9 protein-coding genes are annotated in these 13,001 nt (G+C 41.2%); 5 read left to right on the top strand and 4 right to left on the bottom strand.

Translation table 11 applies throughout. The features are described 5' to 3' along the window. Positions 1-26: 26 nt before the first annotated feature. The 3 genes from NST74_RS18635 to NST74_RS18625 all read left to right on the top strand — a co-directional run bounded on the left by NST74_RS18635 (position 27) and on the right by NST74_RS18625 (position 4,839). Positions 27-746, top strand: a complete 720-nt coding sequence (locus tag NST74_RS18635; protein WP_341113759.1) for an ankyrin repeat domain-containing protein — start codon at positions 27-29, stop codon at positions 744-746. Positions 747-956: 210 nt separating this feature from the next. Continuing rightward, complete coding sequence (locus tag NST74_RS18630; protein WP_341113756.1) at positions 957-4,043, top strand: ATP-binding protein; 3,087 nt, start codon at positions 957-959, stop codon at positions 4,041-4,043. Positions 4,044-4,242: 199 nt separating this feature from the next. Beyond that, positions 4,243-4,839 carry a DUF1349 domain-containing protein gene (locus NST74_RS18625; RefSeq protein WP_341113753.1) on the top strand — a complete coding sequence of 199 codons (597 nt, stop codon included), beginning with the start codon at positions 4,243-4,245 and terminating at the stop codon, positions 4,837-4,839. Positions 4,840-4,843: 4 nt separating this feature from the next. On the opposite strand, the gene NST74_RS18620 is transcribed toward NST74_RS18625, so the two are convergent. Continuing rightward, entirely contained in the window at positions 4,844-5,368 is a 525-nt protein-coding gene (locus tag NST74_RS18620; RefSeq protein WP_341115928.1) for a CDP-alcohol phosphatidyltransferase family protein, read from the bottom strand. A 69-nt stretch (positions 5,369-5,437) separates the two neighbouring features. Between NST74_RS18620 and NST74_RS18615 the strand changes: the two genes are divergently transcribed. Beyond that, positions 5,438-6,544 carry a hypothetical protein gene (locus NST74_RS18615; protein WP_341113751.1) on the top strand — a complete coding sequence of 369 codons (1,107 nt, stop codon included), beginning with the start codon at positions 5,438-5,440 and terminating at the stop codon, positions 6,542-6,544. Between the two features lie 116 nt (positions 6,545-6,660). Here NST74_RS18615 and NST74_RS18610 read toward each other — a convergent pair whose 3' ends face one another. The 3 genes from NST74_RS18610 to NST74_RS18600 all read right to left on the bottom strand — a co-directional run bounded on the left by NST74_RS18610 (position 6,661) and on the right by NST74_RS18600 (position 11,873). Further along, complete coding sequence (locus tag NST74_RS18610; RefSeq protein ID WP_341113750.1) at positions 6,661-8,340, bottom strand: ABC transporter substrate-binding protein; 1,680 nt, start codon at positions 8,338-8,340, stop codon at positions 6,661-6,663. A gap of 109 nt (positions 8,341-8,449) precedes the next feature. Next, complete coding sequence (locus NST74_RS18605) at positions 8,450-10,057, bottom strand: response regulator transcription factor (RefSeq protein ID WP_341113748.1); 1,608 nt, start codon at positions 10,055-10,057, stop codon at positions 8,450-8,452. Between the two features lie 4 nt (positions 10,058-10,061). Next, positions 10,062-11,873 carry a sensor histidine kinase gene (locus NST74_RS18600; protein ID WP_341113745.1) on the bottom strand — a complete coding sequence of 604 codons (1,812 nt, stop codon included), beginning with the start codon at positions 11,871-11,873 and terminating at the stop codon, positions 10,062-10,064. 167 nt (positions 11,874-12,040) lie between these two features. Here NST74_RS18600 and NST74_RS18595 point away from each other — a divergent pair, with 167 nt between their 5' ends. After that, entirely contained in the window at positions 12,041-12,991 is a 951-nt protein-coding gene (locus tag NST74_RS18595; protein ID WP_042132288.1) for an ABC transporter permease, read from the top strand. The last annotated feature ends 10 nt before the right edge of the window (positions 12,992-13,001 follow it).

The raw sequence follows: 13,001 nt of genomic DNA, 5'->3' as shown, positions 1-13,001 counted from the left end.
AATTCACAGGAAAGGTGTTGGTTGCCATGCGCTTTCTCGTGTTAACACTTATCCTCTTGATTACTGGATGTCAGACCGATGATTTCAAGGTGTTAAACAACCAAGGGCAGCAATCAACTCAGGAGGTGAACAATGAAATGGATAAATTGAACCAAGCACTGTTAACTGCTGCTCGTCAAGGAGATAAGGATCTTATAGCCAAACTATTAGCAGACGGTGCAGATATTGATGCTACGGACAAAGATGGTAGAACGTCCGCTATGATCGCTGTACACACGAATCAACTGGATATATTCAAATTTTTGCTTGAAAAAGGTGCCGATATCAATATGCGTGACAACCGCTCGGATAATCCACTTCTTTATGCTGGAGCTGAGGGCATGCTTGATTTTGTGAAGGTATCTGTTGCTGCAGGTGCTGATACATCAATCCTGAACAGGTTTGGGGGAACGGCACTCATCCCTGCTGCAGACCGTGGTCATGTGGACGTTGTAGAAGAGCTTCTTACCACTTCTGACGTCAATATTGATCATGTCAATAATCTGGGTTGGACTGCATTACTAGAAGCTATTATATTGGGTGATGGGGGCAAAGAACATCAGGCTATAGTTCAACTCTTAATTCAGCACGGTGCTGACATCTATCTTGCAGATTCCGATGGAATTAGTCCCTTAGAGCATGCTCAAAATCGGGGATATAAAGAAATGGTTGAAATGTTAATGAAAAAGAGTAGCGAGTCGTTATAATGTATGGAGAAAAAAAGGAAACTTCGATCAATTTGGAGTTTCTTTTTTTTGTTCTTTGATCCTTGCATTCCTTACGTCAACAGACCTCATAATATAGTATAATCAGACTATAATGTTCAATAGTGGAAGATGGGGATATAGGACTATTAAATTTTGTCGAAGAATGAGGCGTGCATGAGAACTTCGGAGAATAAAATTAAGTTAAGTAATATGTTATACATAGTAGTATTTATAGGTTTGTTGCTTGTGGTGCGCTGGGGTTGGCATAATCATTTTTCGTTGTCCAATCCACCAACTGTGAAGCAAGGTGTGCTAGATTTACGCGGGGTGGACATTGAATCAATTAGCTCCTTTCCGCTGGATGGAGAATGGGGGTTTTATCCTGAACAATGGGTGAATAACGCCAACATTGATAGTGTTTCTGGGGGACAGAGGCTACAAGTTCCGGGTAACTGGAATGCTATATTCAAGCCTGAAGAACAAAAAAAAGCATATGGATACGGAACGTATCATTTGCGAATTCTGCTGGATCGACCCTTATCTGAGCCACTTAGCTTTTGGTTCCAATCCATCTATACGGCTTCTGAAGTGGAGATTAATGGAACAGTTCTCTCACGGTTTGGTGTGTTATCTAATGATAAGGAAGACCATGTCTCTGTGAAGAAGTCATTCCTGATTAGTTATGCACCTACAGATCAGCACGAAGTGGATCTGTTTGTTCGAGCTTCAAATTTTGAGTCTCCGTTAAAAGGAGGCATTGTACGATCCGTGGAGTTTGGCATTCAACATGAAGTGGACACCGTTTACTGGAATTCCATTGGCTTGCAGCTAATCGTAGGGGTACTGCTTCTATTACATGGATTGTATTTATTGATCATTTATTTGATGGATGTGCGAAAAACAGAATTGATTATTTTCTTCTCCATGATGGTTGCAGCGGCTGTATCCATTGGAGTTGAACATAACGGATTATTGTTCCGGTTTCTTCAGGTTGATTTTATCTGGACGTTGAAGCTAAAGGTGCTTTCGTATATAGGGTTCTGCTTGTTCCTATTCCTGATGGGTAGAGAGCTCTATGGGAATCTGCGAAAAGGTAAGGCCTTTTATAGTTATATCCTCTCACTTCTCGGTTTTACCCTATTTATAATCTTTGGTCCAGATGATACCGTGCTATATTCGATCGAAAAAGGGGTCTATATGATCCTGTATTACGTTCCAGTATGTTGGACGGCTTATTATTTTATGAAGATGGTATTTATTCGTGCTGAGGGTGCATTATTTTTATTATGCTCAGTGCTTGCTGTGTTAAACAATATATTATGGGCTTCTATTTATTACGCAGGAACCTCACAATTTATGTTTTATCCGATAGATTTAATTGCTGCACTAGCCACTTTTTCAGCTTATTGGTTTAGAAGATACTTTCATCAATCCCATCAGAATGTGTTATTAAATGCTCAATTAGCAGAGGCAAATAAATTAAAGGACCGTTTTCTGGCGAATACGTCACATGAACTACGGACTCCCCTGCATGGGATTATGAATATTGCCCAGAGCGTGTTAACGAGGAAAAAACATGTGCTGGATGAAGAAAGTCAACGTGACATGGAACTGCTAATTATGGTCAGTCGGCGGATGTCGCTCATGTTGAATGATTTGCTTGATGTGGTGAGATTGCAGGATAAACGGATTGTGATGAATATAAAAGCCGTGCAAGTAAGGTCCTTGGCGGAGGGTGTGCTAGATATGTTACGCTTCCTTACCGGTGGAACAAAGGTGGAGCTTAGCATGGATATCGATGAGAATTTGCCGTGTGTGTATGCTGATGAGGAGCGATTAGTTCAGATTCTGATAAATCTAGTTCATAATGCGCTTAAGTATACTGAACAGGGGAAGGTTGAACTAGTCGCAGAGCAAGTGGGAGGGCACGTATGGATCCATGTCACAGATACAGGAATTGGTATGGATGAGTCACTGAAAAAGCGTGTTTTTATGCGTTATGAACAAGGGGCTTATGGCGAGGGTGGTATCGGTCTGGGACTTAGTATCTGTAAGGAGCTGGTCGAACTACACGGTAGTGAATTATTGTTGCAATCGCAGCCGAGTCAGGGTAGTAAGTTCAGCTTCAAATTACCTGTAGTAGATGAGAGTGTTCAATCATCCGTTTCGAATACACAACTAGAGAAGGATACGGAAACATTGTCACCATTCAGCGCATGGATAACTGCTGAGACGTCTGCTATGGTAGCTGCCACATATTCGACGAAGGAAGAAGAGCCACTCACAAAGCTTGATCCAGACTCTGATGTTATACGTGTTCTGGCGGTTGACGATGATTCGGTTAATCTAAAAGTTTTGCAAAATATTTTGTCAGATGGAACCTATCAGATGGTTACTGCGACTTCTGCACGTGAAGCGCTGGATAAATTAAACCATGATCGATTTGATTTGATCATCACGGATGTGATGATGCCGGGTATGTCAGGTTATGAATTGACAAGATTGATTCGTGAGCGGTTCACGATGTATGAATTACCTATTATTCTACTGACCGCTCGTAGTGAGCGGGAGGATGTTTATGCGGGCTTCTTGGCTGGAGCAAATGATTATGTCACCAAGCCGGTAGATGCTATGGAGTTGAAGTATCGCGCCTTGTCCCTTTCATCTATGAAGCGGGCGGTTAATGATAGGTTGAGGATGGAGGGTGCTTATTTACAAGCCCAGATACATCCGCACTTTCTTTTCAATACACTGAATTCGATTATGTCTTTAAGCGACTTTGACACTGCCAAAATGAGAGAGTTATCAGATGCGTTCGCAACTTATCTGCGCATTAGTTTTGACTTCTTAAATGCAGGCAAGCTCGTTACGCTGTCACAGGAGCTTGAACTGGTTGAGAATTACGTATATATCCAGCAGCAGCGTTTCGAGGAGAGGCTCCATGTGGAATGGGAAGTAGATGCGAATCTGGAAATGTTAATTCCTCCGCTTACGATTCAACCACTAGTTGAGAATGCTGTTCGACATGGCGTTTTGAGTCGGGCTAAAGGTGGAACACTGCGTATTCACATTGAGACACGTGCGGATGCTGTCCATTTTAACGTTGTAGATACAGGGATGGGAATGGACGAAGCTCAAGTCAGCAAGCTATTAAATCCAAAAAGCTATAAGAACCAAGGCATTGGGCTGCTTAATACGGATAGAAGATTGATTCAATTATATGGAATTGGCTTACAAATAAAAAGTATTCCTGGTGTGGGAACTACGGTTTCTTTTATCATTCCTGATGAGGGTTGACTGTGATCATGGGGTAACTCCTTGGAGTTATCCTTTTTGGTATTTTGTTTAGAAAATTATGTGATTATTTCACTATTATCCCATAGCGGATTGTAAAAATAAAAATGATCTGGCATGATTACAAAGAAAGGAAAAATTGTAGGCGAGAGGAAAGAGACATGGGGAATGTCAGAAAATCATTGACGATAGGAGAAGAAGAATGACTTTAAACTTATTTGTAAATGAAACAAGAAACCAACTGAGCTGGATGAATCGTCCTGAGCGCTGGGAGTTTACAGACTTAGATGAGCTTACAATAATTGCACCTCCTGAATCAGATTTTTTTCAAGACCCGGCAGGTAAACATATCGCAAGCTCAGCACCATTCTTATCCACACCTGTAGGAGCTTCCTTTGAAATGACAACCAGAATTAGTGTCGATATGCGGCATAAATATGATTCAGGCTGCCTAATGTTTATGATGGACCATTATAACTGGGCCAAGATTTGCTTTGAATTCGACGGACAGTGTCCCATAATCGTGTCTGTGGTGACAAGAGAAGGGATGTCAGATGATTGTAACTCCGTACAAGTTGCTGTAGACAATCCTTATTTGCGTATGACCAAGCAAAATCAGTGTGTCACCTTTTCTTATTCAGAGGACGGTGCGAATTGGACACTTATCCGATATTTTGGAATGAATAAAGGTGCTGAATGCGTAGCAGGTGTAGTCGCGCAATCCCCGCAGGGTGAAGGCTGTTCAGTGAAGTTTGATTATTTGAGCTTGACGGAATCGAAGAGTGAAAGTCGCTTCTAATGGATCAATTTTTAATAAACAATCCTTTTCGGTCTAACTTTAATTGTTTTGAAGTGAATTGGATGATGAATTCCTCCAAGGCGGATATGGTAGCAATGATACATACAAAGACATTCCAAATGGAGTGATCGATGTGGAGAAGCCATAGAGGAGTTATAAATAAGAGGAGCCCGGTGATTTTATTACCATAGGTATGAATGCTTGCGTAAGTTTTGAATCTGCGAAGAGCAATCCCAATCGATGCTACACGGATGACTCCAATCATAAAGATCCAGAAGATGATTACATGTGTAAGTCCGAGAAACGGATACAATGTAAATAAAGTGACAGCTATCAGTATTGTGTCGGCTGCAGAATCTAGCTTTGCACCAAGACTACTTGTTGTGTTCGTCATTCTTGCAATACGTCCATCGATCAAATCGGTGATTCCGCAAAGGACATAAATAATAAGGAAGACCGAACTTAACGGCTTGAAGAATAACAGCATTATTGCCAAAATGATTCTGCTAAGCGTGATATAGTTAGGCACAAGCTTCAATCTCAACCCACCTTTGTTGACATATTATGGGGATACTTAAGAAACCGAGGAGTACTCATTATGCCACGAACACTCAATCAATCCCGGTTGATTTTGATGGAGGGGCTTCCTTCAACAGGCAAATCAACTAATGCAGGAATATTATTTCAACAATTAGAGCAAAATGGCGAGCAGGCTAGATGGATTCACGAAGTAGCGAGACCTCATCCAACTTTATTTTTTTATGAAGCATATATGGAGAACAAAGAGTATCTAGAATTTATCGCTAGTTATCCCCATACAGTTCCGATGTTGGAGCAGCTTCTCATTAAACGAAAGCGTGGCATTGGAATTGATCTGCTAGAAGTAGAGTGGAATTATCAAGAATACTTAGGTAGTGATGCGTTTACGGAATTAAAAAGATATGATGTATGGAATCTCGACTTGGAACGTTATAAACAAGTGGCCATTGAAAAGTGGGAGCATTTCGTAAAGAAACAACTCCACTCCAATCAAATTGTAATCTTGGACAGTTGTATTTTTCAATTCCAAATATACACCTTTATCTTAGCTGACGCACCATTCATCCAGCTTCAGTCATTTATCGAAGCAATTTATAAGATTATATCCCCGCTTCAACCCTCATTGATTTACATGTACAGGAATAATACGGATGACACGATTGATTATCTTGCAAAGCGTCGAGGAACTGCATTTTTGGAGCGAATTTGGGAAAGAGACAATCATCAACCATACTATAGGAATCGTCCTCCAGGGGCGGAAGGCTATAAGATGTTCTTAAGAGATTACGGTAGATATGCAAGAAAGCTTTTCGACTCAGCTCCAATAAGTAAACTTTCGTTGGAAATTTCAGAGAGTAGATGGGAAGACTATGTTGATTCGCAACTAAATTTTCTGGGCATCAATTATTTACCTTTTTGCGGCTTTACAATGCCATATGGTACTTACAGGTGTGAGGAAATAAATGAGCAGCTTCAATTGGTTGAGGGGCATATTATTACTCCAGATGGTTCTAAAAAGAAGTTAGTGCCCAAATTAGGCTCGGAATTTTATATCCATGACTTGCCAGTAATTATTAGGCTTGATGGGGAATGCCTTATTATTAAGGGAGAACAGTTATGTGACAGATGGACGACAAATGGGTCAATCTATCAAAAGCAACCATGAGTGTTCTTCCCAAAAGGGAGCGGCAATCTGGCTATTTTACCAGAGGCGTGCGAATTATATAAAAAAACAAGCAGGAGCGAATGAACGCTCCTGCTTGTTGCTATGCTTGTTAAAGCTTATTGCGCGGATACAGACTTGAACCATTCGTTAACTTCCTTAGTGATTTGGTCACCGCCATTGGATTTCCAATTGGCAACGAATTGGTCAAAGGAGTCTACTGGCAGTTTGCCATAAATAATTTTGTTGAAAGTTTCCATTTCGGACTGACGAAGCAGGTTCCATTTGGAAACCATTGTTGGTGTAGCAGCACCAGTAAAGTAGTTTTGTTTACGGACGTCTAACTGCGACATAACAACTTTTCCTGCCGCCCAGTTTTCTGGTTTACGGAACTCTGCCATTTGTTTTTCATAAGGTGTTACAGGTGTCTCGCCATCAGCAAGTTTAACCAAAGTCTTCATAAACAGATCAGGAATACGGGCCGGACCTGTTAAGAATGGGAATTCATTGGAGAAGTCTTTAATCTTGTCTTTATCACTTGTAGGTTGTCCATCAATCATATCCCAGTCGTAACCTTTAGCAAAGCCATATTCATATTGACTGCCAGCAGCCGGGTTAGCTAAGTTATCAAGCAAGTAGTTATAGTACAAGAAAATCGCTTCAGGATGCTTAGCATCCTTGTTAATCATGATACTAGCGTTTACACCTGAATTCTGCCATTTGGTTCCAATCAAACCATCGGGTCCTGCTGGAACCGGATAACCTTTAATCTTCGCACCAGGTACATTCTTCATAAGGTCGGGAGCGGGCCAGTCTGGAACCCAGTTGGCGCCTGGTAGAATACCAGCTGCACCTTTCGTGAAGCTCTCAGCAGATTTACCTTCATCCCAAAGAGCGGAGTCCGTGTGAATATAGCCTTTATCCATCCATTCGCTAAGCTTCGCGAGTGCTTGCTTAGCACCTGGGTTAATGGAACCGTATTCTAGATTGCCGTCTTTGTCTTTGTTCCATTGTTCCTCAATCGTACCGTATGCCCCGAATAACCAGTCGAGTTGGCCCATCCAGGTATTTGTATTGTTTTTCAAAGAAATTGCAAGCGGGTACACATCTTTAGGTGCTAAGCCATCAGGGTTTTCGTTTTTGAATTTGTCCATGATGTTCTCAAGATCAGCGATGGTCTTAGGCGCTTCAAGGTTCAGCTTTTCCATCCAGTCTTCACGCAACCACAAGAGCGTATCATCATTGTCGGTATATTCAAGGATCGGCAGATTATACTTCTTACCGTCTTTAGTGAATGGGTACCAAAGTTCTGGATGTGCTGCAACGTGATCTTTCAGAATTTTGTTGGCATACTTATCAAATAACTCATCAATAGCGATGAACTGACCGGAATCAATAAGCTGATTGGTCAATACTGCGTTAGTTGGTGCAAAAACGAAATCAGGAAGCTTTTCGCCGGAAGCAATGGCAAGTTGAAGCTTTTGTCTGTATTGATCGTCATTTGCAGGATACCAAGTATCTTTATGCTTCATACCCAATGTTTCAAGCATCCAGCGATCGTGAACGTTGTTTTCTTTGGTATCACCTTGAACATACTTCTTAGGCATCAATACGGCACTGAACTCGATTGGTGGATCGTATTTGCCTTTTGCGAAAGCAGCATCTGCTTCGGATTGGGTATTATTGGTAGCGTTGCCATTTTTGGTGTTCTCATTAGATGTGCCGCTACTGCCACATGCTGTGAGAGTGATAAGTGCTGTGACCGTGAGAAGCGACCACATTTTCTTGAACTTGATCATTCTTCAATTCCCCCTACTGTGTATGATCTTTACAAGTGTAACTTTAACAACTTGTCGGGGATGTCATCTATATGAGATTTTTAGTTTCGATAGGACTCTATCATGCTCTTTATTTTGTGTCTCTATATTCCTGCGGTGTTACCCCAAACTGCCGTTTGAATACTTTGATAAAATAAGCAGGGTCCATATATCCAATCTCCATGCTGATTTCATAGACTTTTTTAGTGGTGGTCTTCAGCTTATGACAGGCACGATCCATCCGCAAGCGCGAGATATAATCGCTGATTCCCTCACCCGTTTCAATCTTATAGATTTTTGATAAATGTGTCGGATGGAGATTTACATGGTCAGCTAGAACACGTAATGATACATCATCATGCAAGTTCTTATCCGTATAATCTTGAATTTTTTTTACATACTCGGAACGAATGTCTTTAATTTCGTTGGATGTTCCTTCTTTTAGCTGGGCCAGAACACTTAGAGACCATTTTCTTAGTTTACTAATGCTGGAAAAAGCATCCCCGCTCTGCAACGCTTCGATATCGGTCCCCATTAAGTTTGCCAATGTATGACCATTACGATGTGCGAGATTCGTGAAAGAGGCAGTAATTAAAAAGCCAGCCTCCATGCAATGCTCCCAGGATTCAGACCATTTCTCATCCAGCTCGGCACAGACGGCAAGCAATTTTTCTTCAGCCGCATCCCAATGTCCACTCTCCAGTAGATGAATCAAAGTGGGAGGGGTATAAAGAGCATCTAAGGGGCCATGCACTGAAGGAAGCTCCAAGTCACTAACGCGCATAATGAATTCACGCTCATCCCCGACAATTTGACGGAAAGAAGATGAAGCTTGCTGGAAACGAGTCGACAGCTGCTCAGGGAATTTGAACCACTCCGTGATTACAATGGATAGGGAACCTTTCAGAAATTGCTTAACCTTATACTGAAGTTGTAAAGAAAGCTTCTCTAATATGGATTCTTTTTCAAGGTCGGTTCCTTGATCTTTAAGCTGAAGCAGAAACACAAGGTAACCATGTTCTTCCTTAACCCCCCAGACCTCCATAAATTCTCCCATAATTTCTTCAGCCATATTAATGATCGCATATTCGATCAAGGTTTGATCGGTGTTATCAAATTCTCCGAATTCTTCTTCCATTCGTACAAGCATTAAAGCGGCTTCTCCGGATTGGAAGGGCAGATCGTAACTCACAAGCTTCCGTTCCCATTCACCGGCTTGAAATCGATGTCCTTGTAAGGCATCCAGTAGTAATCGCCCCCGTAAAACCGGAAGATTCTCCCGAAGGGTAAACTGGGTCCGACTAAGTGAACTTATGAGCTCCCATTCTGCGTTTAATTGATTGATCGCATTTTTAACTGCTCCGAGCAATTCATCATCTGTAGGCGGTTTAAGCAAGTAATCCACGGTCTTATTCTGTAGTGCTTTTTTGGCATAATCGAATTCTGAATGGCCGGATAAAATAATACACTTAATTTTTTTATTGTGTTTTCTTATTCGTTCAATCAATTCAATTCCCGTCATTTCTGGCATTTGGATATCTGAGATCACTATATCAATGGGATGCGTATCGATAATTTGCAGTGCTTCACGTGCGGAATAAGCTTTATGCACCTGTTCAATTCCTAGCGTATGCCAGGGTTTAGTCATGGAAAGATTATCTACCCAGTGTGCTTCGTCGTCTACTATGATCATCTGCATGTTGTTAGTCTCCTTGATGTTCCTTTAATTTATAACTATCATCCTCAGTTGGGATTTCCCAGACAATTTCTGTTCGGAATCCACCGAGAGGGGATGGCTTGAAGGTAAGACTTGAATGATTGCCGAACAGGTGCATGATCCGCTGATTCGTATTCCAAAGACCACAACCCATTTCCTCCTGTAAAGGCTCTTGCATTTTACGGTTTAATGCTTCTAGCTGATCCGGATTCAAGCCGGGGCCGTCGTCATCAATATAAATTCTACAGAAACCGTTTGACTTCTCACCACTAATCTTGATCTCGCCTGATGAATAGGACTTCGCTACTCCATGAATCACAGAATTCTCCACCATAGGTTGGAGCATTAGGCGAGGTACAGATTGGCTAAGCATATCCTCAGGAATATCAATATGATAATCAATTCTGCCGTTGCGCAGTTTTTGGATATCTAAATAGTTGACCAAGAGTTTGATTTCTTCCTCCAAAGAAGCCGTCTCCCGTTCCATACGGGTGGTATAACGGTAGTAAGCACTTAAATTATATGCCATTGATACGACAGCGTCTTCATCCTTCATCTGGGCCATATTGATAATATAACCAAGACAGTTATAGAGGAAATGTGGATTAATTTGCGCTTGAAGCTGCTTGAGGGTAGCTTCTCGAGCCCGGATCTTTTCATTAAATACATTTTCTATCAGGTCTTGAATTTGATGGGACATATCATTAAAACGACGGAACAGAAACGAAAACTCATTTTGCTCATTGCTATGAAGCCGTACGGAGTAATCTCCTTCTTGTACGCGCTTTAAACCGCTGACTAGCTTTTTAATTGGATATTGAACGTTTCTATATAGCAGAATGGAAGAGGATACTCCCACAACAAATAGCAGAATCATTGTGATATAGAATAAATCCCTACTAAGAGAAATCGGTTTGAGAATTTGATAAAGCGGCACAACATCAACTAAATGCCAATCCAAAGAGGCTGATTTTACAGAACTGACCAAATAGTTCTTCCCATTTAGTTTCACTACATCCTGAGTGGTATTCTCTGGAGAATGATTATCCAGGTAATTAACTAGTTCGTCGGATAACTGCTTGTCCGCGCTACGGTTGAGGATCGGTTTCTCCCCTTTGTGATAGAAGAACGGATCGCCTTGCCCACCTGCTTTGTAAGAATCGAGCATGTTCTGAATGTTCGTATAACTGAAACTTGCTTCAATGACTAGGCTACTTCCCGTTAATGTCCCCGGCTGAGCTAAGGAATCCGTTAAGAACCAGTAAAAGGATTTTAGATCGCCTTGAGATTCTACACCATGATCACCATACGTCCATCTTCCGCTCATATTTGCTTTTAGATAATCCTCATCGTACCCGATGGGTCTGTCGTAATTGGCGATGACATCTTTATTTTGCTGTGAATGAACAGCGTATCTGGTCGGCCAAATATCTGTAACCCCAGCTTGAAGCACCATCTTTTCCTGGAGAATATATCTGGTCTGCATCTGATCGTATCGATCTTCCCATACATTTAGTCCATTGAATGCCCTGACGTTGGGATCTCTTGACAGAATAAGAGTGAAGTCCATCATCTGATTAATTCGCGAATCGATCTGGTTGGACAAAAAAGTAAGTTGTTTCGTATTGGACGTCTGCAACTCTTTGCCTACAACCTCGAAGGTGACGTTATTTGAAAAGGTATACATGATAATAATGGGAATGAATAGGATTATGATCAAGCTGTTTATTTTGGCAAACAGACTAAATCGAGATTGTAAGTTTCCTCTAAGTATTGTAAAGCGCTTCCATATATTCATAAATGCCCCTCCAGATGTTGTCCTAATAAAACCCTATCAAGCCTAACAATGTTATATAGTCAAACCTGAGAAACGCCTGATACTATTTATAGCAGAGATCCCCATCACACACAAAATATTTTTTTTGGGAACAGGAGAGAGCTATGGAGGCTAATATGGAGGCTAATATGGAGGTTAACTCGATACCACAGGCGAGCCTAGAAAGTCAGCCGAGTAAAAAAAGAAAAAAAGGCTTTAATCAACCATGGATTCTCCATTTTATGGTGTTGCCAGCGGCAATCATGGTTTTTATTTTTTCTTATATTCCGATGTCCGGAATTCTTATGGCATTTCAAGACTATAAACCTGCACTAGGTTTTTTTGATTCCGAGTGGGTCGGACTTAAGCATTTCAGGTACATGTGGGAGAATGATTATTTCCTGTCCATTACGTGGAATACGTTATTTTTTGCTTGCTCCAAAATTGTTTTGAACTTGATTATTCCGTTTATCTTCGCCTTATTGCTTAATGAGGTAAGAAGAATGGGCCTTAAAAGAACTATTCAAACACTCGTTTATCTTCCGCACTTTCTGTCTTGGGTTACACTTTCAGGGATTCTTATTGATATCCTTGCTCAGACAGGTATTGTCAATCAATTCCTCACATCTGTATTCGGCATCAAGCCGATTTTCTTCCTAGGAGACGGCAACTGGTTCAGGTTCACTATCATTGCCAGTGATGTTTGGAAAGAGTTTGGTTTCAATACGATTATCTTTTTAGCGGCACTTTCGGGTATCAATCCATCACTTTATGAAGCTGCTGAAGTGGATGGGGCGGGGCGTTGGAAACAAACGATGTATATCACAATCCCAGCGTTAATCCCAATCGCTATCGTAATCGCAACCTTGGCACTGGGTAATGTGCTCAACGCAAATTTTGACCAGATCTTTAACTTGTACAGTCCATTGATCTATCAGCAGGGAGATATCATTGATACCTTCGTGTATAGAGAAGGTCTTCTAAGCGGACAGTTCAGTTTCGCAACCGCAGTTAATCTATTTAAATCGTTAATTAGCTTAGTCTTAATCGTAGTCTCTTACCGACTTGCTTATAGATTTGCAGGGTACAGAATTTTCTAGAAAGGATGAC

Source organism: Paenibacillus sp. FSL F4-0125, from assembly GCF_038008565.1.
Lineage (GTDB): Bacteria > Bacillota > Bacilli > Paenibacillales > Paenibacillaceae > Paenibacillus_AQ.
This window is presented reverse-complemented; position numbering and strand designations above follow the sequence as displayed.

Excerpts from the sequence above, each read along its gene's own strand:
- NST74_RS18635 (WP_341113759.1), top strand. The coding sequence starts at position 27 with ATGCGCTTTCTCGTGTTAACACTTATCCTCTTGATTACTGGATGTCAG.
- NST74_RS18615 (WP_341113751.1), top strand. The coding sequence starts at position 5,438 with ATGCCACGAACACTCAATCAATCCCGGTTGATTTTGATGGAGGGGCTT.
- NST74_RS18630 (WP_341113756.1), top strand. The coding sequence starts at position 957 with ATGTTATACATAGTAGTATTTATAGGTTTGTTGCTTGTGGTGCGCTGG.
- NST74_RS18595 (WP_042132288.1), top strand. The coding sequence starts at position 12,041 with ATGGAGGTTAACTCGATACCACAGGCGAGCCTAGAAAGTCAGCCGAGT.
- NST74_RS18600 (WP_341113745.1), bottom strand. The coding sequence starts at position 11,873 with ATGAATATATGGAAGCGCTTTACAATACTTAGAGGAAACTTACAATCT.
- NST74_RS18605 (WP_341113748.1), bottom strand. The coding sequence starts at position 10,057 with ATGCAGATGATCATAGTAGACGACGAAGCACACTGGGTAGATAATCTT.
- NST74_RS18610 (WP_341113750.1), bottom strand. The coding sequence starts at position 8,340 with ATGATCAAGTTCAAGAAAATGTGGTCGCTTCTCACGGTCACAGCACTT.
- NST74_RS18625 (WP_341113753.1), top strand. The coding sequence starts at position 4,243 with ATGACTTTAAACTTATTTGTAAATGAAACAAGAAACCAACTGAGCTGG.